Origin of the sequence: Streptomyces humi (assembly GCF_001005085.2) — a bacterium.
GTDB lineage: Bacteria > Actinomycetota > Actinomycetes > Streptomycetales > Streptomycetaceae > Streptomyces > Streptomyces humi.
Genome location: NZ_LBMU02000023.1, coordinates 312,590 through 333,600, shown reverse-complemented (window position 1 = coordinate 333,600; position 21,011 = coordinate 312,590). Strand labels below are relative to the sequence as shown.

Below are 21,011 nucleotides of genomic sequence, written 5' to 3'. Positions count from 1 at the left end.
TCCCGTGCAGAAGGGGGCGCATGAGGGACCGTCGGATCGGATTACGGCCGAATGGCGATCGTGTGACAGCAGGTGCCATGGACAGGCCAGGGGACACAGGGACTGAATAGGCTCCGGACAGACTCGTGCTCCATCCACCAGACGCATGCTCCATCGACGCGGCGTGCCGGCCGGTTGCGGCGGGCGCGCCCCGGCCCCCTACCGACCTGGAGTTCACTTGCACCGCAGAATCCTCGCGCCGGGCGTCCTCGCGGCGGCCTCCCTGCTGCTGGCGATCCCGGCATCGGCCGCGAGCCACACCGCCGGCGCGCCGGGCATCGGCGACCCCTACTACCCGTACTACGGCAACGGCGGCTACGACGTCTCCCACTACGACCTGCGCCTCCAGTACCAGCCCGCGACCGACGAACTGGCCGGAACGGCCACGATCCTGGCGCGGACCACCCAGGACCTGTCCAGCTTCGACCTGGACTTCCTGCTGGACGTCAGCGAGGTGCGGGTCAACGGGGCGCAGGCCGCCTTCACCACCTCCGGTCAGCACGAGCTGGTGATCACGCCGAAGTCGCCGCTGGCGAAGGGCACGCCGATCACCGTGGTCGTCCGCTACAGCGGGGTGCCGTCGACGAAGAGCGCGTACGGCTTCAACACCTGGCACCGCACCCCGGACGGCGCTGTCGCGGCGGACGAGCCCGAGGCGGCCTGGTGGTGGTACCCGAGCAACGACCACCCGCTGGACAAGGCGACCTACGACGTGTCGGTGGCCGTGCCCGACGGCACCCAGGTCATCTCCAACGGCCTGCTCCAGTCGACGAGTTCGAAGCTGGGCTGGACCCGCTACAACTGGCGGCAGAACAAGCCGCAGGCGACCTACCTGACCACGCTGGCGGTCGGGAAGTTCGACATCACCACCAGCACCTCCGAGGGCGGTGTGCCGGTCGTCAACGCCTACAGCGAGGACCTCGGCGACAACGACGGGGCGGCGCGGGCGAGCGTGGAGCGCACCGGGGAGCTGGTGGACTGGCTGTCCGGCTATTTCGGGCCGTATCCGTTCGCCTCGGCCGGCGGGTACGTGCCGAACACCACCACCGGGTACGCGCTGGAGACGCAGACCCGCGTGTACTACAGCCCCAAGCAGTTCGCGAACGGCTCCAACACCTCGGTGGTCGTGCACGAACTGGCCCACCAGTGGTACGGGGACGACGTCTCCCTCAAGGGCTGGAAGGACATCTGGCTCAACGAGGGGTTCGCCCGGTACGCGCAGTGGCTGTGGTCGGAGCACGAGGGCGAGGGCACGACGCAGGAACTCGCCGACTACGTGTACGCGTCGCATCCGGCCGACGACGCGTTCTGGACGGTCGAGCCGGGGGATCCCGGTCCGGACGACCAGTTCGACGTCGCCGTGTACGACCGGGGGGCGCTGGCCGTGCAGGCGCTGCGGAACGCGGTCGGTGACGACGCGTTCTTCGCGATCCTGAAGGGGTGGCCGAAGGAGCACGCGTACGGGAACGCTTCGGTGGGGGACTTCGAGGCGTACGCGGAGAAGGTGTCGGGGAAGTCGCTGGGCGCGCTGTTCGACGCGTGGCTGTTCGAGCCGACGAAGCCGGCGGTGCCTGCGGCGAAGGCCGTGGGGGGTGTGGCGAAGGCCGTGGGGGCTGGAGCGCAGCCGAAGTCCTGGAAGCGGATCGAGGCCACGAACGACGTGCACTGAGCAGGTGCCGGGTGCGGTGAGTGGGGGGCTGCGGGCCGCGTATGGCTGGTCGCGCAGTTCCTCGCGCCCCTAAAGGGGCGATTCGGTGCCGTGGTCGTAGACCGTGACCGGGATTCCTCGGGTCAGCAGGCGTTCGTTGATCAGCGGCTCGATCCGGGACCATTTGCCGCCCGCCAGTCCACAGCCGATGCGGGGCATGTGTACGGACGCGCCCCGTTCGATCACCGCGTCGGCCAGCTTGGCCAGTGCGGCGTCGATCGCCTCGTAGCGGACCGGGACGCCCTTGCTGCCCGTTCTGGTGCCGCGCTGGCCGATCATGTTGGCCACCCACAGGTAGCGGTCGGCGCGCACCAGCTGGACCGCGCCCAGGGCGAAGTCGTTGTTCGCGCGGTCGCGGTGCCAGGCCCGGTACGCCTTCTCGGGCTCCGGCCAGCGGCGCGAGACCGCCAGCACGAAGCCCTTTCCCCAACCCCCCAGGTCGTTGCAGACATGGGCGATCACCTTGACGCCTTTGCCCGCCGGCGCGGTGGCGTCCCCCCGGACGTACGTGATCTCCGCCATGGCACCACCGTAGGAGATGCCACTGACAGCGGCGCCTGCCTGTTACTTCGAAGCGACCCTGCGGCGGACGCCGAACCAGCCCGCCACCAGGAGCGCGGCGATCACCGGGATGAGCAGGAGGGTCTTGCGGCCGACCGCCGGGTCGTTCCACATCATGCCGAGGCAGACCAGCAGGAAGGCGACCGTGGCCAGCTCGGTGTACGGGCTGAAGCGGAGGCGGAACGACGGGCGCTCGACCAGGCCCGCCTTCGCCCTGCGGACGAAGATCAGGTGGCAGAGCATGATGATCACCCAGGTGCTGATGATGCCGAGGGAGGCCACGTTCAGCACGATCTCGAAGGCCTGGCTGGGCATCAGGTAGTTCAGCCCGACGCCGAGCACACAGACCGCGCAGGTCAGCAGGATGCCGCCGTAGGGGACCTGGCTGCGGTTCATGCGGGCCGTGAACTTCGGGGCGGAGCCGGCCGCCGCCATCGAGCGCAGGATGCGGCCCGTGGAGTACAGGCCGGAGTTGAGGGACGACATCGCGGCGGTGAGGACCACCAGGTTCATCACGTCGCCGGCGCCGGAGACCCCGATCTTGGAGAGGACCGTGACAAAGGGGCTCTCGTCGGCCGAGTAGACCGAGCCGGGCAGGAGCAGGGCCAGCAGGACGACCGAACCGACGTAGAAAAGGCCGACGCGCCACATGATGGAGTTCACCGCGCGCGGGACGACCTTCTCCGGCTCCGCGGTCTCGCCGGCCGCGACGCCGACGAGTTCCAGGGCCGCGTACGCGAAGATCACGCCCTGCATGACGAGGACGACCGGCATCACACCGTGCGGGAAGACGCCGCCGTGGTCGGTGATGACACTCAGGCCCGGGGTCGTGCCGTCCACCTTGTGCTGGGTGGCCAGCAGGAAGACACCGATCAGCATGAAGCCGACCAGGGTGGCGACCTTGATGATTGCGAACCAGAACTCCATCTCGCCGAAGATCTTCACCGAGATCAGGTTCACCGCCAGCACCACGGCCAGGGCGACGAGCGCGAGCGTCCACTGCGGGATGCTCGTGAACATGCTCCAGTAGTGCGTGTAGAGCGCGATCGCGGTGATGTCGGCGATACCGGTCGTGGACCAGTTGAGGAAGTACATCCAGCCGGCGACGTACGCGCCCTTCTCACCGAGGAACTCGCGCGCGTACGACACGAAGGAGCCGGAGGAGGGGCGGTACAGGACCAGCTCGCCGAGGGCGCGTACCACGAAGAAGGCGAAGATTCCGCAGACCAGGTAGGCGAGGGCGAGTGCCGGGCCGGCGTTGTGCAGGCGTCCGCCGGCCCCCAGGAAGAGGCCGGTGCCGATCGCGCCGCCGATGGCGATCATGTTGACGTGGCGGTGCTTGAGGTCCTTGCTGTAGCCGGCGTCGCCCGCGTCCGCGGGCGTCCGGGCCGCGTCGGTCCGGGTGGCGACGGCCTGTGCCGTGTCGACGGCGTCCTTGCTCACAGGTGGTTCCACTCTCTGGTGCGCCCGAGCGGATCGCGCTCGGCTGTCCGGACGTACTCGGTCGGCGCGCTCGGTTGTTTGCACAGACCAAGGCGCAACCTTCCCCCGGCCCTCGCGGCACATGCGATGACGTGGATCACAGAGCGGAACTTCTCACAAGGTCTCGATCATGACGGGTGAGTGACGTCCGCTCGAACGCGTGTACGCGACACCCGCGTGTCACAGTGCCGGTGTGACAGCGATACTGCTGCACATGACGACCGACACGGACAGCGAGTCCGGGGAGCCCGCGCTCACGATCGACGAGCTGGCCGCACGGGCCGGCACCACGGTCCGCACGGTCCGGTTCTACGGCACGAAGGGGCTGCTCCCGCCGCCGGTGATCGGTCCGCGGCGGGTCGGGCACTACGGGCGGGAACACCTGGCCAGGCTGGCGCTGATCGAGGAGTTGCAGCAGCAGGGCATGACGCTGGCCGCGATCGAGCGCTACCTGCGGCGGCTGCCGCCCGGCCTGAGCGATCACGACCTGGCCATCCACCGGGCCGCGGTCGCCTCCTGGGCCCCGGACACCGAGGAGACGGTCACCGCCGGGGAACTGCGCCGCCGGGCCGGGCGCCCGCTGGAGGCGCCGGACGTCGAACGGCTCGTCGCGATGGACGTCGTACGGCCCGACGGCGACGCCTACCGCATCGACCCCGGCCTGTTCCGGCTGGCCGTGCAGCTCCTCGACGTACCGCTGTCCGAGAAGGCGATCCTGGCCGCGCGCACCGTCCTGACCGAGCACGCGCGGGCGGCCGCGCACGAGCTCTCCCAGCTGTTCCGGGCCGAGGTGGCGGAGCGGGCCGAGGCGGACGTGAAGTCCCTGTCCGCCCACATGCAGCCGCTGGTGGTCCAGGCACTGCTGACGGCGTTCCAGCGCTCGCTCAGTGCGGAGGTGCGCCGGTGGCTCGCGGGCCCCTGAGGAGGGCCCGCTCCGCGCACCCGGCGCGGCGCCGGCTCAGCGCCCGTCGGTGAAGGTCTCCCCCTTCGCCGCCTTGTCGACCAGCAGCGCGGGCGGGGCGAAGCGCTCGCCGTAGGTCTCGGCGAGTTCACGCGCGCGGGCCACGAAGCCGGGGAGCCCTCCCTCGTAGCCGTTGACGTACTGGAGGACACCACCGGTCCAGCCCGGGAAGCCGATGCCGAAGACCGAGCCGATGTTGGCGTCGGCGACCGAGGTCAGCACGCCCTCCTCCAGGAGCCGGACGGTGTCCAGGGCCTCGGCGAAGAGCATCCGCTCCTGCATGTCCCGGAACGGGATCTCCCGGCCGGGCCGGGTGAAGTGCTCGCGCAGACCGGGCCACAGGGCGGCGCGGCCGCCGTCCTCGGCGTAGTCGTAGAAGCCCGCTCCCCCGCTGCGGCCGGGGCGGCCGAACTCGTCGACCATGCGGTCGATGACCGCCTCCGCCGGGTGCGCCTGCCAGGTGCCGCCCGCCTCCTCGACCGCCAGCTTCGACTCGCGGCGGATCTTCTGGGGCAGGGTGAGCGTCAGCTCGTCCATCAGGGAGAGCACCTTGGCCGGGTAGCCGGCCTGGGCCGCCGCCTGCTCGACGGACGCGGGCTCGATGCCCTCGCCGACCATGGCGACGCCCTCGTTGATGAAGTGGCCGATCACCCGGGAGGTGAAGAAGCCGCGGGAGTCGTTGACGACGATCGGCGTCTTGTTGATCTGCCGGACCAGGTCGAAGGCGCGTGCGAGGGCCTCGTCGCCGGTGCGCTCGCCCTTGATGATCTCGACGAGCGGCATCTTGTCGACGGGCGAGAAGAAGTGCAGGCCGATGAAGTCGGCCTGGCGCTCGACGCCCTCGGCGAGGGCGGTGATGGGCAGGGTGGAGGTGTTGGAGCAGAGCAGCGCGTCCGGGGCGACGACGGACTCGATCTCCTGGAACACCTTGTGCTTGAGGGCGGTGTCCTCGAAGACGGCCTCGATCACCGCGTCGCAGCCGGCCAGGTCCTGCGGGTCCGCGGTGGGCGTGATCCGGGCGAGCAGCGCGTCGGCCTTCTCCTGGCTGGTACGGCCCTTGGCGACGGCCTTGGCGCACAGCTTCTCGGAGTAGCCCTTGCCCTTGAGGGCGGCCTCGGCCGAGACGTCCTTGAGGACGACGTCGATGCCCGCGCGTGCGCACGAGTACGCGATGCCGGCGCCCATCATGCCCGCGCCGAGGACGGCGACCCTGGTGACCTTGCGCGGCTCGATGCCCTGGGGACGGTTGGCGCCGGAGTTGACGGCCTGGAGGTCGAAGAAGAACGCCTGGATCATGTTCTTCGAGATCTGCCCGGCGGCCAGCTCCACGAAGTAGCGGGCCTCGATGACCTGGGCGGTCTCGAAGTCGACCTGGCTGCCCTCGACGGCGGCGGCCAGGATGCGGCGCGGCGCCGGGTAGGGGGCGTTGTTGGTCTGCTTGCGCAGGCTGGCCGGGAAGGCGGGCAGGTCGGCGGCGAACTTCGGGTTGGCGGGCGTGCCGCCGGGGATGCGGTAGCCCGGCTTGTCCCAGGGCTGCGCCGACTCGGGGTTGGCGTCGATGAAGGCGCGGGCCTTGGCGAGGAGGTCCTCGGGGGTCGCGGCGACCTCGTGGACCAGGCCGTTCTCCTGGGCCCGGCGGGCGTTGTACTGGGTGCCCTGGAGGAGGACCTTCAGGAGGGCGTCGGCGATGCCGAGCAGGCGGACCGTGCGGACGACCCCGCCGCCGCCCGGGAGCAGGCCGAGGGTGACCTCGGGGCAGCCGATCTTCGTGCCGGGCGTGTCAAGGGCGACCCGGTGGTGGCAGGCGAGGGCGAGTTCGAAGCCGCCGCCGAGGGCCGCGCCGTTGATGGCGGCGACGACCGGCTTGCCCAGGGTCTCGATGCGGCGCAGGTTGCGCTTGATCGCGAGGCCGCCGTCGAAGAGGTCCTGGGCGGTCTCCGGGGTGACCCGGATCAGGTCGCGCAGGTCGCCGCCGGCGAAGAAGGTCTTCTTGGCGGAGGTGAAGATGACACCCCGGACCGAGTCCTGCTCGGCCTCCAGACGGTCGGCGATCGCGGCGATCGACTCGACGAAGGCCGCGTTCATGGTGTTCGCGGACTGGTCGGGGTCGTCCAGGACGAGGGTGACGACGCCGGTGTCGTCCTGTTCCCAGCGGATGGTGGTGCTCTCGGTCATGGCTCGTGTCTCCGTGAGGTCTCTTGGTTCCGCGGGGATGTCAGACGCGCTCGACGATGGTCGCGATGCCCATGCCGCCGCCCACGCACAGCGTGGCGAGGCCGTAGCGCTTGTCCTGGCGCTCCAGTTCGTCGACGAGCGAGCCGAGGATCATCGCGCCGGTGGCGCCGAGCGGGTGGCCGAGGGCGATGGCGCCGCCGTTGACGTTGACCTTGTCCAGGGACAGGCCCATGTCCTTCACGAAGCGCAGCACGACCGCCGCGAACGCCTCGTTGATCTCGACGAGGTCGATGTCGTCGATGGTCAGCCCGGCCTTGGCGAGGGCCTTGCGGGTGGCGGGGGCGGGGCCGGTGAGCATGATGGTCGGCTCGGAGCCGGAGACGGCCGCCGAGACGATCCGCGCGCGCGGGGTGAGGCCGTAGCGCTCGCCGATCTCCTTCGAGCCGATGGCGACCAGGGAGGCGCCGTCGACGATGCCGGAGGAGTTGCCCGCGTGGTGGACGTGGTCGATCCGCTCGACCCAGTGGTACTTCTGAAGGGCGACCGCGTCGAAACCGCCGAGTTCGCCGATGTCGGCGAAGGAGGGCTTCAGCTTGGCGAGGGAGTCGGCGGTGGTGCCGGGCCGCAGGTGTTCGTCGTGGTCGAGGACGGTGAGGCCCGCGCGGTCCTTCACGGGGACCACGGAACGGTCGAAGCGGCCTTCCTTCCAGGCCGTCGCCGCGCGCTCCTGGGAGAGCGCCGCGTACTCGTCGACGTCCCGCCGCGAGAAGCCCTCGATGGTGGCGATCAGGTCGGCGCCGATGCCCTGCGGCACGAAGTTGACGGCCAGGTTGGTCATCGGGTCGTTGAACCAGGCGCCGCCGTCCGAGGCCATGGGCACCCGGGACATGGACTCGACGCCGCCGGCGAGGACCAGGTCCTCGAAGCCCGAACGGACCTTGGCCGCGGCCATGTTGACGGCCTCGAGGCCGGACGCACAGAAGCGGTTCTCCTGGACGCCGGCCACCGTGTCGGGCAGTCCGGCGGCGAGCGCGGCGATCCGCGCGATGTCGGAGCCCTGGTCGCCGACCGGCCCGACGACGCCGAGCACGATGTCGTCGACGGCGGCCGGGTCGAGGCCCGGGAAGCGGTCGCGGATCTCGTGGATGAGACCGACGACCAGGTCGATGGGCTTGGTGCCGTGCAGGGCGCCGTTCGCCTTGCCGCGGCCGCGCGGGGTGCGGATCGCGTCGTACACGTACGCTTCGGTGCTCACTGACAAGCCTTTCAACGAGGGTTTTTCGAGAGCGGGAGGGGGTCAGAGCCAGTTCTTGACGGTCTCGATCAGGCGGGCCGGGTCCGGGCCGACGGGAGTGACGTCCAGCATCGTGACGCCGGCCTCGCGGAAGGCCTCGATGCGCTCGCGGACGTAGCCCTCGGGACCGCACAGGGATATGAGCTCGCAGAACTCGTCCGGTACGGCCGCCGCGGCGTCCCGGTGCCGGCCGTCGAGGTACAGCTCCTGGATGAGCCGGGCCTCCTTCTCGTAGCCGTAGGCGACGGCGAGGTCGTTGTAGAAGTTCTTGCCGCGCGCCCCCATGCCGCCGACGTACAGGGCGATCCGGGGGCGGGCCAGGTCGCGTGCGGCGGCCGCGTCCTCGCCGATGGCCAGCAGTCCACCGGCGACGGTCTTCAGCTCGCCGAGGGCCGGGTCGCGCCGGGCGGCGCCCTCGGCCAGCGCGGTTCCCCAGACGTCCTTGGCCTTCTCGGGGATGAACAGGGTGGGCAGCCAGCCGTCGGCGATCTCGGCGGTCATCCGGACGTTGGCGGGTCCGAGGGACGCGACGTAGAGCGGGACCTCGGGACGGACCGGCCTGGTGAGGATCTTCAGGGGCTTGCCGAGGCCGCCCGGGCGGGGCATGTCGGTGATGCCGTGGTGGTCGATGACCTCGCGGCGCAGGATGCGCCGGGTCAGCTCGATGGTCTCGCGAGTCCGGCCGAGCGGCCTGTCGTAGGCCTTCCCGTGCCAGCCCTCGACCACCTGCGGGCCGGAGGCGCCGAGGCCGATGATCGCCCGGCCGCCGGAGATCGCGTCGAGGCCCGCGGCCGTCTGGGCGATGAGGGCGGGGGTACGGGAGTAGACGTTGAGGATCGCGGAGCCGATCTTCATCCGTTCGGTGCGGGCGGCCAGGTAGCCCATGACGGTGGGCGAGTCGAAGCCGTACGCCTCCGCGACCCAGACCGCGTCGAGCCCCGCCGACTCCAGCGCGGCCGCCCGGTCCGCGGCACCGCGCGGATCACCCGCGTAGTCGAGGAAGGTGGAGAGCTCCATCAGGCGATGTCCTTGTCATGGTCGGGGCCGTCGGGGCCGTCGGGGCCGGAGGCGCGAGGACCAGAGGCGCCGGGCACGTGGGTGTCGGGCACAGGGGCGTCCAGCAGGGTCGGTACCGCCCAGTCGTGGGCCACCCCGGGGGTGTCGGCGCCCGGGTGTGCGGGCGCCGTCCGGACGCTGGTGGGGGTCGCGGAGAAGCGGGGGGCGGGGGCCGGCTGGGTGATGCCGGCGTGGTCGGTGAAGGTGGCGCGGGCTGCCAGATGGGGGTGGTGCGGGGCCTCGGACAGGGACAGCACGGGGGCCACGCAGGCGTCGGAGCCCTCGAAGACGGCCGTCCACTCGGCCCGCGAGCGCTCCTTGAAGCGGGCGGCGACCCGCTCGCGCAGCTCATCCCAGCGGGTCCAGTCCTTGCGGGCGTCGGCCAGGTCGGCGACGCCCCCGAGCCGGTCGAGGAACTCCGCGTAGAACTGGGGCTCCAGGGCGCCGACCGCCATGTGGCCGCCGTCGGCGGTCTCGTAGGTGCCGTAGTACGGGCAGCCGCCGTCCAGCAGGTTGGCGCCGCGCCGGTCCTGCCAGCGGCCCGCGGCCACCATGCCGTGGATCATCGACGCGAGGTGTGCGGTGCCGTCCACGATGGCGGCGTCCACCACCTGGCCGGTACCGGTCGCGCGCGCGTGGTACAGCGCGGCCAGGACGCCGACGACCAGGTAGAGGGAGCCGCCCGCGTAGTCGCCGAGGAGGTTGGCGGGGACGGCCGGCGGTTCGTCGGGGCGGCCGATCATGCCGAGGGTGCCGGTGAGGGCGATGTAGGCGATGTCGTGGCCGGCCCGGTGGGCCAGCGGCCCCTCCTGGCCCCAGCCGGTCATCCGGCCGTAGACCAGACGGGGGTTGCGCGCGTGGCAGTCCGCGGGGCCGACGCCGAGGCGCTCGGCGACGCCGGGGCGGTAGCCCTCGATCAGGATGTCGGCCCGGGCGGCCAGATCGAGGACGCGGGCGGGGCCGTCCGTGGACTTCAGGTCGACGAGCACCGAGCGTTTGTTGCGGTTGGTGACGTCGTGGGCGGGGTCGATCGCGAGTCCCTGGCCGCCGGGCCGGTCGACGCGGACCACGTCGGCGCCCAGGTCGGCGAGGAGCATGGCGGCGAACGGGCCCGGTCCGATGCCTGCCAGCTCGACCACGCGCACGCCGGAGAGCGGGCCGTGTCCTGGCGTCCCTGCCGTGGTCATGCCGCCCCCAGTCATGTGACACAACTGATGTAACACCGACGATGCTAAGAACCGGTTCCACTGGGCACAAGAGTGGACGAGCAAGCGCTTAGTCAAGATACCCGGTGGGGGTGCGTCCGCACCCCTCACGCTAGCCTCAGCCACCGACAACGGCGCGGGTTGCAGGACCGAGAGGTGTCATGAGCAGGCTGAAAACGACGGACCGTCCGTACGACATCGTGCTGTTCGGAGCCACCGGCTTCGTCGGCGAGCTCACCGCCGAGTACCTGGCCACGCGCGCCCCCGCGGGGCTGCGCTGGGCGCTCGCGGCCCGTGACGAACGCAAGCTGGAGGCGCTGCGCGAACGGCTGCCGGGCGGCCCGGAGATCGGACTGCTGCGCGCCGACGCCGGGGACCCGGCCTCGGTCCGCGCCCTCGCGGGGCACGCGCGCGTGGTGGCCTCGACGGTCGGCCCGTACGGCCGGTACGGCGAGGACCTGGTCGCGGCCTGCGCGGACACCGGGGCCGACTACCTCGACCTGTGCGGCGAACCCGAGTTCGTGGACCTGATGTACGTCCGGCACGACGCACGCGCGCGGGAGACCGGCGCCCGTCTGGTGCACGCGTGCGGCTTCGACTCGGTCCCGCACGACCTGGGCGCGTACTTCACGGTCCGCCGGCTGCCGGAGGGCGTGCCCCTGACGGTGGACGGTTTCGTGACCGCCGACGCGGCCTTCTCCGGGGGCACCCTCGCCTCCGCGCTCGACCAGTTCGCGCGTCCCCGGCAGCTGGCCGCCGCCGCGCGGGACCGGGCCCGGCACGAGCCCCGGCTGCTGAACCGGCGGGCGACCGCGCCGGCCGGGGCCCCTCGGTTCGCCAAGGAGATCGGGGCCTGGGCGCTGCCGTTGCCCACCATCGACGCCCAGATCGTGCGCCGTTCGGCGAGGGCCCTGGAGCGTTACGGGCCCGACTTCCGCTACCGGCACTACGCGGCCGTCAGGCATCTGCCGGTGGCGCTCGGCGGGGTCGCGGCCGTGGGCGCGGTCGCCGCGGCCGCCCAGGTGCCGTCCGCCCGGCGCTGGCTGTCGGACCGGCTCAGGCCCGGCGAGGGGCCGAGCGCCGAGAGGCGGGCGCGCAGCTGGTTCACGGTGCGGTTCGTCGGCGAGGGCGGCGGCCGGCGCGTCTTCACGGAGGTCTCGGGCGGCGATCCCGGTTACGGCGAGACGGCGAAGATGTTCGCCGAGGGGGCGCTGTCCCTCGCCTTCGACGCGCTGCCCACGACCGCCGGCCAGGTCACCACGGCGCAGGCGATGGGCGACGCGCTCATCGAACGGCTGCGGGCGGCCGGGATCGGGTTCCGGGTGGCGGCGACCCGGTGAACCCCTGGGTTCCCGGCCTCTAGGCCTGCCACTGGAGCACGGTGTAGAGCATCCCGACCGTCCATGCGAGCCCCGCCACCACGGCGAGGACCAGCGCGGCCGTCATGGGGCCCTCGACGGGCCGGGCGGGGTTGGCCAGGGACTTACGCTGTGTCGTCATGCGGACAGCCTGCCGCCGGACTGTAACAGCGGCATCCGTACTCGTACTCAGAATCGCTACTCGGTCCGGGCCTCCCGCAGTGCCCTGCGGCACAGCGCGTCCGCGCGGCGGGTGGTCTCGGGCAGGCGGTACTCCGGGGTCAGCGCGAGCGTGTGGGCGCAGGCCTCGTCCAGGCCCACCCGGTGGCCGACGGAGACGAACACCGGTTTGACGGCGTCCCGGGTGCGCAGGGCGCGGCCGACCTCCTCGGTGCCGGCGAGCAACGGCGCGTGGCTGCCGCGCGGGACGCCCGGGTCGTCGTACGCGAAGGTGAAGGGGTTCTTGGCGACGCCGATGGTGGGCAGGCCGGTGAGGACGCCGAGGTGGCTCGCGAGGCCGAAGCGGCGCGGGTGGGCGAGGCCGTAACCGTCGCAGACCACCAGTCCGGGCGGGCAGGGCAGGGCGTCGAGGGCGGCGCGCACGGTGGGGATCTCGCGGAAGGCGAGCAGGCCGGGCACGTACGGGAAGGAGACCCGGCCGACGGCGGTCGCCTCGGCGACGGTCTCCAGGGTGGCCGCGTCCAGCACGACGGCCGCCGCGGCGACCAGGTCGCGTTCGTCGTCGTAGGCGACGTCGACGCCCGTCACGTGCCCGGTGCCGGGCGCCGGGCCCGGCTCGTCGAGGACCACCCGCCCCCGCAGTCCGTCCTGTACGGCCAGGGCGGCTTCCTCGGTCGCGGGCCAGCCCGCGGGTGCGCGTACGGTCGTCACGGTCGTCATGGTGGGCACGAGCGTACGTGGCGGCACGCGCGCGTGCCGCCACGGGAGTGCGGAGGGTTCGTACGACGGGTCAGCTCTTCTTGGCGTTCACCGCGCGTTGCAGCTGGGCCTTGTTCATGCTGGACCGGCCCTCGATGCCGCGCTGCTTGGCCTCGTTGTAGAGCTGGTCCCGGGTCGGGCCCTCGGAGCCGCTGTGCGACCGCTTGCCGCCGCGGCTGCCGGACGACATGTCCTGGGTGGACGTACGGCTCGCGGTCCTGGACTCGCCGGACCGGGCGCGTTCCTTGTTGACGGTCCGGGCGGCGATCTCCTCGGCACGGCTCTCGCTCTCGCCCCGGTCGCGCGCGCTCTCCTTGATGTGTTCGTACTGGCGTTCCCGCTTGGGACTGGATCCGCGTGGCATGACGACCGCTCCCTTCGTGACTGTGCCGCCACCGGGTACCCGCGGTTCAGTCCTCCAGACGTGCCGCCCGCCCCTGCTCGCCGGCGGCCCAGCAACTCAGGTCCGGGGTGCAGGCCACGGTGTCGTAGGAGCCGGTGTCGACGGTGCGCCAGGTACGGCCGCCGTCGGTGGTGAGGTCGGTGCCGGTGGGGCCGACGGCGAGGGCCGCGGTGCGGCTGTGCGGGAGCCAGGCGACGCCGGAGCGGTAACCGGGCGGCGGGGTGGTGGCGGGCCGCCAGGTGCGGCCGCCGTCCGGGGTGGCCGCGGCCGCCCGCGGGGAGGGCTGGCCGGCCCGGTAGTCGCCGCCGACGGCCAGGCCGTGGGCGCGGTCGCGGAAGGCGAGGGCGAAGACGCCTCTGGCGGGGTCGCCCGCCGGGACCGGGGTGTCGGCGGCGGTCCAGGTCAGTCCGCGGTCGGCGGAGTGCAGCACGCGCGCGTACGCGCCGCCGCCGGTGGCCAGCCAGGCGTCCTTCGGTCCGGAGGTGACCAGGCACTGGCCGCTCGCCGCGAAGCCCGCCTCGCCGTCCAGGGCGGCCGGCATGCCGGAGTCCGGCAGCACCCGCCAGGAGCGGCCGCCGTCACTCGTGGACAGGATGCGGAACCTGCCGTCGACGGGGTCGCTCATGGCGAGGCCGTGGCGGCGGTCGAAGAAGGCCAGGCAGTCGTAGAAGGCGGCCGGGTCGGTGTTGCGGAACGACTCGGTCCAGGTCGCGCCGCCGTCCTCGGTGCGGTAGACGCGGGACGCCTCCCCCTCGCCGATGGCCAGGACCACCGCGTGGCGGGCGTCGAACGCCTCCACGTCCCGGAACTGGAGGTCGCCCGCGCCCGGCGGGGAGACGTTCCGCCAGTCGGCCCCGCCGTCCGTGGTGCGCAGCACGGTGCCGCCGGTGCCCGCCAGCCAGGCGGTGTGCCGGTCGACGGCGGCCAGGCCGCGGAAGCGTACGCCGGGCGTGCCGGTGTCCTTGAGCGCCCAGTGGGGCGCCGGTGCCGCGGCGTGCGCGGAGCCCGCGGTCAGCGCGGCCAGGATCGCCGTGCACGCCACCCCCACGGCCGCCACCCGCCTCGTCCGTCGTGCCCGTCCGGTCCGTCGCGTGCTCCCCAAACGCCTCATGGCGCGCGAAGCTAGCCCACTGTCCCGGTGGCGTCCAGAGGGCCCCCTGGCCCCGCCAGAGGTAAGCCGACGGTGTGAATAGGCCCGGTGACAGAGGTCACTCGCACTTCGTGTGCACGGATCTGCCACTTCCGTCGTCTCTTCCAGTGCCAGGCCCCACCCGCCCGGATATTCGTTCAGTCGTCATGAGGGAGCAAGGCGTTGTCCACCGTCATCGAGCAGCCCGTAGAGGCCCGCCTGGTCGCCGCGTCACCGCGCATGCCGAGCATTCCCGCCACCCTGCGCTACGACCGCGAGGACCCGTTCGCCGTCCGCATGACCTTCCCCGCGCCGTCCACCCTGGAGGGTGTCGACGTCTGCTGGACGTTCTCCCGTGAGCTGCTCGCGGCCGGACTGCACGCCCCGGAGGGCGACGGGGACGTGCGGGTGCGGCCGTACGGCTACGACCGGACGGTGCTGGAGTTCCACGCCCCCGAGGGCACCGCCGTCGTCCATGTGCGCACCGGCGAGATAACCCGGTTCCTGGAGGCCACCGGGGATCTGGTGCCGACCGGGCTCGAACACCTCCAGCTGGACCTGGACCACGACCTCGCCGAACTGATGCGGGACGCCTGAACCACGGTCCGTGCCCGTACGGGCTCAATTCCTTTGACACCCCTCCTGGCGCCTTCCTAGCCTGTACCACGTCCTGTTGTCGTCGATCGGAGAAGGACGTTGCTCGTCTGAGGTCCCGAGACACCGCGTCACACCCGTGAGGTGTGTCTGTGGCGTTCGACCTCGGCGTACGAGCCGTCCTCCGGCACGGGATTCCCCGGCCCCTCGGCTGCTGCCCCGCGGTGTCTCGGCACGCGATTGCCCCCGACACCACAAGCAACCGCGAGGCGCCCTTATGTCTGCTTCCGTCACCTGTACCGCCCTGTCCTTCTCCTGGCCCGACGGCTCCACCGTCTTCGAGGGCCTCGACGTCTCCTTCGGCCCCGGCCGCACCGGTCTGGTCGGCGTCAACGGATCAGGGAAATCGACCCTTCTCAAGCTCGTCGCCGGCGAGCTCACCCCGTCGGACGGCACCGTCAAGGTGGCCGGCGCGGTCGGCTGCCTCCCGCAGAACGTCACGCTGGACACCGCGCTGCGCGTCGACGAGGTGCTCGGCATCGCCGCCCGGCGGGCCGCGCTGCACGCCATCGAGGCGGGTGACGTGTCCGACGCGCACTTCGAGACCCTCGGCGACGACTGGGACGTCGAGGAGCGCGCCCTGGTCACCCTCGGCGAACTGGGGCTCGGCCACATCGGCCTGGACCGGACCGTCGGCGAGGTCTCCGGCGGCGAGTCGGTGCTGCTGGGGCTGGCCGCGCTGCTTCTGCGCCGCCCGGACGTGCTGCTGCTCGACGAGCCCACCAACAACCTCGACCTGTACGCCCGCAAGCGCCTGTACGCGGCCGTCACCTCCTGGCCCGGTGTGCTGATCGTGGTCAGCCACGACCGCGAACTCCTCGACCTGGTCGACCAGATCGCCGATCTGCACACCGGGGAGGTCACCTGGTACGGCGGCAACTTCTCCGCGTACGAGGAGGCCCTCGCCGTCGAACAGGAGGCGGCCGAGCGCATGGTGCGGGTCGCCGAGGCCGACGTCCGCAAGCAGCGGCGCGAACTGTCCGACGCTCGGGTCAAACTGGCCCGCCGCAAGCGCTACGGGCAGAAGATGTACGAGCAGAAACGCGAACCGAAGATCGTCATGGGGGCGCGCAGACGGGCCGCGCAGGAGTCCGCCGGCAAGCACCGCATCATGCACGAGGAGCGGCTCGCCGAGGCGCGGGAGCGGCTCGACGAGGCGGTGGAGGCGGTGCGGGACGACGACGAGATCCGCGTCGAACTGCCGTACACGGCCGTGCCGCCGGGGCGCACCGTACTGACCCTGGAGAACCTCGAACTCGCCCATGGTTCACGGGTCGGGGGGATCCTGGATCTGCGCGGCCCCGAGCGGATCGCGCTGATCGGGCGCAACGGCTCGGGCAAGACGACGCTGCTGCGCACGATCGCCGGGGAACTGGCGCCGGTCGCGGGCGAGGCACGCACGCAGGTGCCGCTGCGCTTCCTGCCCCAGCGCCTGGACGTCCTGGACGACGAGCTGAGCGTGGTGGCGAACGTGGCCCGGTTCGCGCCGGGCGCCACCAACAACCGGATCCGGGCGCGCCTGGCCCGCTTCCTGTTCCGGGGTGCCCGCGCCGACCAGAGGGCGGCCACGCTCTCCGGCGGCGAACGCTTCCGCGCGGCACTGGCCGCGCTGCTGCTGGCCGAACCCGCCCCGCAGCTGCTGATGCTGGACGAGCCGACGAACAACCTCGACATGGCGAGCGTCCGGCAGCTGACCACGGCCCTGGAGTCGTACCAGGGCGCCCTGATCGTGGCCAGTCACGACATGCCGTTCCTGGAATCGGTCGGGATCACCCGCTGGCTGCTGATGGCGGACGGGGAGCTGACGGCCACCACGCCGGAGGAGGTGGCACGTCTCGGCGAGGGCACAGCCTGACGACAGGGGTTTTGTCGACACCGGCCCGCCCTGCATGATGGCGGTCCGGGGCCCCCACCACGGGCACCGGACCGCATCCCCGACCCCGGAGACCCGACGTGCCCAGCAAGAAGGCCCTCATCCGCCGCCCCAGCCCGCGCCTCGCCGAAGGACTGGTGACGCACATCGAGCGGGAGAAGGTCGACGTCGGACTCGCCCAGGAACAGTGGGAGGCGTACGCGCAGGCGCTGAGCGCGCACGGCTGGGAGACCGTCGAGGTGGACCCGGAGGACGACTGCCCGGACTCGGTCTTCGTCGAGGACACGGTCGTCATGTACCGGAACGTCGCGCTGATCACCCGGCCCGGCGCCGAGTCCCGGCGCGCGGAGACCGCGGGCGTCGAGGAGGCGGTGGCCCGCCTCGGCTGCTCCGTCAACTGGGTCTGGGAACCGGGCACCCTGGACGGCGGTGACGTCCTGAAGGTGGGCGACACCGTCTACGTCGGCCGCGGCGGGCGGACCAACGCGGCCGGGGTGCAGCAGCTGCGGGCCGTGTTCGAGCCGCTGGGGGCCCGCGTGGTGGCCGTGCCGGTGAGCAAGGTGCTGCACCTGAAGTCGGCGGTGACCGCGCTGCCCGACGGAACGGTTCTGGGGCACATCCCGAACGTGGACCGGCCCTCGCTGTTCCCGGGCTTCCTCGCGGTGCCCGAGGACGCGGGCGCCCACGTGGTGCTGCTCGGCGGCGGCAAGTTGCTGATGTCGGCGAGCGCGCCGAAGACCGCGGAGCTGCTGACCGACCTCGGCCACGACGTCGTCACGGTGGACATCTCCGAGTTCGAGAAGCTGGAGGGATGTGTGACGTGCCTCTCGGTCCGGCTGCGGGAGCTGTACGTCTGACGGGGGGTCGATTCACCTCCGCGGCCCTGGGACCTGCGGGTCCGGCGACTGCTTGGCATGTCCCGATTCGCCTTGCGCACGGCGCCTGATCAGCGGTCTTTACAGCGCACTTAACCTACGGCTTCGTAACCTACGGATTCGTAGCCTACGATCTCGTAGGTTCCCGGCCCCGCTCGCCGGTTCTCTCGCGTTCCCTCCCCCTTGTTCGGCGTCCCCCTGGAGTTCTCGTGACGATCACTTCTCCCCACCTCGGCAGCACGTCCGCCTGGACCGACGCGCGGCTGCTGTACGCCCTGGAGGAAGTGGTCGAGAAGGAGCTGAACCGCCATCTGAAGGTCGCCAAGGACTGGATGCCGCACGAGTACGTGCCCTGGACCGACGCCCGTAACTTCCCCGGTTTCTTCGAGGACGGGCAGGCCTGGGAGAAGGAGCAGTCCAAGGTCACCGAGATCGGCCGGATCGCCCTGGTGGTGAACCTGCTCACCGAGGACAACCTGCCCAGCTACCACCACGAGATCGCCTCGCTGTTCGGCCGGGACGGCGCCTGGGGCACCTGGGTGCACCGCTGGACCGCCGAGGAGGGCCGGCACGGCATCGTGATGCGTGACTACCTGCTGGCCTCGCGCGCGGTCGACCCGGACAAGCTGGAAGCCTTCCGGATGTCCCACATGAGCGAGGGCTTCGAGTCGGACAACAGCCACTCGATGCTGCACTCGGTCGCCTACGTGGCCTTCCAGGAACTCGCGACCCGCATCTCGCACCGCAACACCGGCCACCAGTCCGGTGACCCGGTCTGCGACCGCATGCTGGCCCGTATCGCGACCGACGAGAACCTGCACATGGTCTTCTACCGGAACCTCCTGAAGTCCGCCTTCGAGCTGGCCCCCGACCTGACGATGCAGGCGGTGCGGGACGTCGTGGTCAACTTCCGGATGCCCGGCCACGGCATTCCCGGCTTCGAGCGCGCCGCCGCCCAGATGGCGATCGGCGAGGTCTACAACATGCGCATCCACCATGACGACGTGCTCCAGCCGGTGCTGCGTCACCTGAAGGTCCTGGAGATCGACGGTCTGGGCCCGGAGGGGCTCCAGGCGCAGGAGGAACTCGGCCTGTTCATGGGCGGCCTGAACGCCGAGGCCCTCAAGTTCGACGAGAAGCTGGCCGCGCGCAAGGCCCGGATGGCGGCCCGCGCGGGCGCCTGACGCCGCGGGAACGGCGGGCGGGGCGCCGACGCGCTATGCCGCCCGCCGCTTGTACCGCTCGGGGAAGCGCTCGGTGAACTTCACCGCCCACACCAGCAGGACGACGGGGACGACCCAGTTGAACCAGTCGCTGCCCGCCGGGATCCGGATCGCCAGCCAGGTGGAGAGGGTCATCAGCAGGAAGACCGCTCCCCAGGCCGTGGTCAGCACCCTGTTGACGTGGACGAAGACGGGCGAGTCCCAGTGCTCGCGCGGCACCGAGCGGCGGGCGTACTGGGCGGTGAACGGGTCGACGGCCAGTGAGCCGAGCGCCACCACGGCCACCACCGCGCTGGAGAGCACCTGGGCGTAGGTCTCCAGCCAGATCAGCTCGTGGCGGTCCAGGGCCAGCGCGAGGACCGAGAGCACGGCGAAGAACACGATGCCGGCCATGTCCAGGAGATAGAACCGGCCCTGGAGCATGTCCCTGCCGGACAGCACGACGGCGGCGGCCAGCGCGGCCAGTGCCGCGTACTCCCAGGTGCTGGGGCCGGCGACGAAACCGAAGATGATCCACGGGGCGAACGAGAAGAAGACGCTCCCGGTGCGGGCGGGTCCGCTCGCCGGGGCGTTCGTCACCGGCGCCCCCTGCTGCGTGTGCCCCATGGAACCTCGCCCTCGCGCCCGGACCGTCTCCCCTCCAGCGTGACCCGGACCGGCACGAGGCGCACGCCGTGCCGTGCCGTGCGTGCCGTGTGTGCCGTGCGTGCCGTGCGTGCCGTGCCGTGAGTGCTAGCGGGCGGCCCGGCGCAGTTCCAGGCGTTCCTTCTCGGACAGGCCGCCCCAGACTCCGAAGCGTTCGTCGTTGTCCAGTGCGTACTCCAGGCAGGCCGGACGCATCTCGCACATACCGCAGATGCGCTTCGCCTCGCGCACCGAGCTGCCGGGCTCAGGGAAGAAGAAGTCCGCCCCGGTCTGCGCGCACAGCGCCTGCGCCTGCCAGGCCGGGACGGGCGTGCGGGGCATGGTGGTGGTCTCGAAGTGCATGGCCAGGATCGTGCCGTGGCGCGAAAAACGTTCGATCAACGCCCGCTCAACGCGTCGGCAGCACACCGCGCCAGCATCGATGATGCGCCCGACCGGCACGCACTTGCACGGCGGCACGCGGAACGGATCCACAACTCGGCGGGTGTGCCGGGTGACCGTGGGTAACCCGCGTCGGTGGGCGTGGGCAACCCGCGTCGGTGGGCGTGGTCGGGCACCGAATGTCAGCGGGCGGTGGAAGACTCGGCAGAGCAGAGCAGAGCAGAGGACAGGACCCTTTGAGGAGGGCGATGATGCTCACCACCCGTTTCGTCGACGGCGCTCCCAACTGGCTCGACCTGGGCACCCCCGAGATCGACGGCGCCGCCGCCTTCTACGGCGGCCTCTTCGGCTGGCGGTTCCAGTCGGCGGGGCCCGACGCCGGCGGTTACGGCTTCTTCCAGCTGGACGGCCGGACCGTGGCCGGCGGGGTGCAGACCACTCCGGAACAGGGCCCGCCGGCCTGGACGGTGTACTTCCGCAGTGACGACGCGCAGGCCACCGCCAAGACCGCCGAACAGGCCCACGGCGGCGTCGTCGTCCAGCCTACGGACGTGATGGACAAGGGCCGGATGGCGCTCCTCTCCGACCAGGCGGGCGTGCCCTTCGGCATCTGGCAGCCCGCGCTGCGCAAGGGCGTGGACCTGGCGGGCGTACCGGGTTCGCTCTGCTGGGTCGAGCTGTACACCGCGGACATCGCGGCGGCCGCCGCCTTCTACTACAAGGTGCTGGGCCTGGAGACCTCCGGGCTGCCGTTCCCCGGCGGCACCTACACCTGCGTCAATCCGCCGCAGGGCGACGAGGAGTCGGTGTTCGGCGGGATGGTCCCGCTGGCGGAGGACCCGGCGGAGGCCCAGGCGGGCGCGTACTGGCTGCCGTACTTCGAGGTCGAGGACCCGGACGCGGTGGTGGAGAAGGCCCAGCAGACGGGCGGCAGGGTGCGGATGCCTGCCACCACGCTGGAAGGCGTGGGCCGGATGGCCAAACTGGCCGACCCGTACGGCGCCCGGTTCGCGGTGATCAGGAGCGAGCCACAGCAGACCTGAACCGACC

General features: G+C 71.7%; 20 protein-coding genes. 8 read left to right on the top strand and 12 right to left on the bottom strand.

The window, feature by feature from the left end; genetic code table 11:
- Positions 1-217: 217 nt before the first annotated feature.
- Positions 218-1,708 (top strand): M1 family metallopeptidase, encoded by a 1,491-nt coding sequence (locus AAW13_RS10545; protein WP_046728517.1) that lies wholly within the window; start codon positions 218-220, stop codon positions 1,706-1,708.
- Between the two features lie 69 nt (positions 1,709-1,777).
- On the opposite strand, the gene AAW13_RS10540 is transcribed toward AAW13_RS10545, so the two are convergent.
- Positions 1,778-2,269, bottom strand: coding sequence for a macro domain-containing protein (locus tag AAW13_RS10540; RefSeq protein WP_046728516.1), 492 nt, complete (start codon positions 2,267-2,269; stop codon positions 1,778-1,780).
- A 42-nt stretch (positions 2,270-2,311) separates the two neighbouring features.
- Positions 2,312-3,751 carry an amino acid permease gene (locus tag AAW13_RS10535; RefSeq protein ID WP_046728515.1) on the bottom strand — a complete coding sequence of 480 codons (1,440 nt, stop codon included), beginning with the start codon at positions 3,749-3,751 and terminating at the stop codon, positions 2,312-2,314.
- Positions 3,752-4,004: 253 nt separating this feature from the next.
- On the opposite strand from AAW13_RS10535, the gene AAW13_RS10530 reads away from it, so the two are divergent.
- Positions 4,005-4,712, top strand: coding sequence for a MerR family transcriptional regulator (locus AAW13_RS10530; RefSeq protein ID WP_046728514.1), 708 nt, complete (start codon positions 4,005-4,007; stop codon positions 4,710-4,712).
- Between the two features lie 36 nt (positions 4,713-4,748).
- On the opposite strand, the gene AAW13_RS10525 is transcribed toward AAW13_RS10530, so the two are convergent.
- From AAW13_RS10525 to AAW13_RS10510, 4 genes are read right to left on the bottom strand one after another with little or no spacing between them, the layout of a single operon-like run.
- Complete coding sequence (locus tag AAW13_RS10525; protein ID WP_046728513.1) at positions 4,749-6,926, bottom strand: 3-hydroxyacyl-CoA dehydrogenase NAD-binding domain-containing protein; 2,178 nt, start codon at positions 6,924-6,926, stop codon at positions 4,749-4,751.
- Positions 6,927-6,966: 40 nt separating this feature from the next.
- Complete coding sequence (locus AAW13_RS10520; protein WP_046728512.1) at positions 6,967-8,181, bottom strand: acetyl-CoA C-acetyltransferase; 1,215 nt, start codon at positions 8,179-8,181, stop codon at positions 6,967-6,969.
- 42 nt (positions 8,182-8,223) lie between these two features.
- On the bottom strand, positions 8,224-9,237 hold the full coding sequence (locus AAW13_RS10515; RefSeq protein ID WP_046728511.1) for an LLM class F420-dependent oxidoreductase: 1,014 nt from the start codon (positions 9,235-9,237) through the stop codon (positions 8,224-8,226).
- Entirely contained in the window at positions 9,237-10,463 is a 1,227-nt protein-coding gene (locus tag AAW13_RS10510) for a CaiB/BaiF CoA transferase family protein (protein ID WP_071659496.1), read from the bottom strand. Before AAW13_RS10510 ends, AAW13_RS10515 begins: the two co-directional genes overlap by 1 nt.
- Positions 10,464-10,642: 179 nt before the next feature.
- On the opposite strand from AAW13_RS10510, the gene AAW13_RS10505 reads away from it, so the two are divergent.
- Positions 10,643-11,821 carry a saccharopine dehydrogenase family protein gene (locus AAW13_RS10505; protein ID WP_046728510.1) on the top strand — a complete coding sequence of 393 codons (1,179 nt, stop codon included), beginning with the start codon at positions 10,643-10,645 and terminating at the stop codon, positions 11,819-11,821.
- A gap of 19 nt (positions 11,822-11,840) precedes the next feature.
- Here the strand turns inward: AAW13_RS10505 and mmpA are convergent, their stop codons facing one another.
- The 4 genes from mmpA to AAW13_RS10490 form a co-directional block, all read right to left on the bottom strand.
- Entirely contained in the window at positions 11,841-11,981 is a 141-nt protein-coding gene (gene mmpA, locus AAW13_RS45855; protein WP_167391700.1) for a morphogenic membrane protein MmpA, read from the bottom strand.
- A 56-nt stretch (positions 11,982-12,037) separates the two neighbouring features.
- On the bottom strand, positions 12,038-12,739 hold the full coding sequence (locus AAW13_RS10500; protein ID WP_046728557.1) for an endonuclease V: 702 nt from the start codon (positions 12,737-12,739) through the stop codon (positions 12,038-12,040).
- Positions 12,740-12,809: 70 nt separating this feature from the next.
- On the bottom strand, positions 12,810-13,142 hold the full coding sequence (locus tag AAW13_RS10495) for a plasmid stabilization protein (RefSeq protein WP_046728509.1): 333 nt from the start codon (positions 13,140-13,142) through the stop codon (positions 12,810-12,812).
- Between the two features lie 46 nt (positions 13,143-13,188).
- Entirely contained in the window at positions 13,189-14,292 is a 1,104-nt protein-coding gene (locus AAW13_RS10490; protein ID WP_420855445.1) for a WD40/YVTN/BNR-like repeat-containing protein, read from the bottom strand.
- 201 nt (positions 14,293-14,493) lie between these two features.
- Between AAW13_RS10490 and ssgD the strand changes: the two genes are divergently transcribed.
- The 4 genes from ssgD (at position 14,494) to AAW13_RS10470 (ending at position 18,896) form a co-directional block, all read left to right on the top strand.
- On the top strand, positions 14,494-14,907 hold the full coding sequence (gene ssgD, locus AAW13_RS10485) for a spore wall synthesis regulator SsgD (RefSeq protein ID WP_046728507.1): 414 nt from the start codon (positions 14,494-14,496) through the stop codon (positions 14,905-14,907).
- 274 nt (positions 14,908-15,181) lie between these two features.
- A complete protein-coding gene (locus AAW13_RS10480) occupies positions 15,182-16,819 on the top strand; it encodes an ABC-F family ATP-binding cassette domain-containing protein (protein WP_046728506.1) in 1,638 nt (545 codons plus the stop codon).
- A gap of 98 nt (positions 16,820-16,917) precedes the next feature.
- Positions 16,918-17,694 (top strand): dimethylargininase, encoded by a 777-nt coding sequence (gene ddaH / locus AAW13_RS10475; RefSeq protein ID WP_046728505.1) that lies wholly within the window; start codon positions 16,918-16,920, stop codon positions 17,692-17,694.
- Positions 17,695-17,921: 227 nt separating this feature from the next.
- The gene (locus tag AAW13_RS10470) at positions 17,922-18,896 is read left to right on the top strand and encodes an acyl-ACP desaturase (protein ID WP_046728504.1); all 975 of its coding nucleotides are present in this window, start codon (positions 17,922-17,924) and stop codon (positions 18,894-18,896) included.
- 33 nt (positions 18,897-18,929) lie between these two features.
- Here AAW13_RS10470 and AAW13_RS10465 read toward each other — a convergent pair whose 3' ends face one another.
- Both AAW13_RS10465 and AAW13_RS10460 read right to left on the bottom strand, forming a co-directional pair.
- Positions 18,930-19,541: a hypothetical protein gene (locus tag AAW13_RS10465; RefSeq protein WP_046728503.1), complete on the bottom strand. Its 612-nt coding sequence runs from the start codon at positions 19,539-19,541 to the stop codon at positions 18,930-18,932.
- A 126-nt stretch (positions 19,542-19,667) separates the two neighbouring features.
- Complete coding sequence (locus AAW13_RS10460) at positions 19,668-19,922, bottom strand: WhiB family transcriptional regulator (protein ID WP_206306183.1); 255 nt, start codon at positions 19,920-19,922, stop codon at positions 19,668-19,670.
- Between the two features lie 290 nt (positions 19,923-20,212).
- On the opposite strand from AAW13_RS10460, the gene AAW13_RS10455 reads away from it, so the two are divergent.
- Positions 20,213-21,004 carry a VOC family protein gene (locus AAW13_RS10455; RefSeq protein WP_046728556.1) on the top strand — a complete coding sequence of 264 codons (792 nt, stop codon included), beginning with the start codon at positions 20,213-20,215 and terminating at the stop codon, positions 21,002-21,004.
- Positions 21,005-21,011 lie beyond the last annotated feature (7 nt).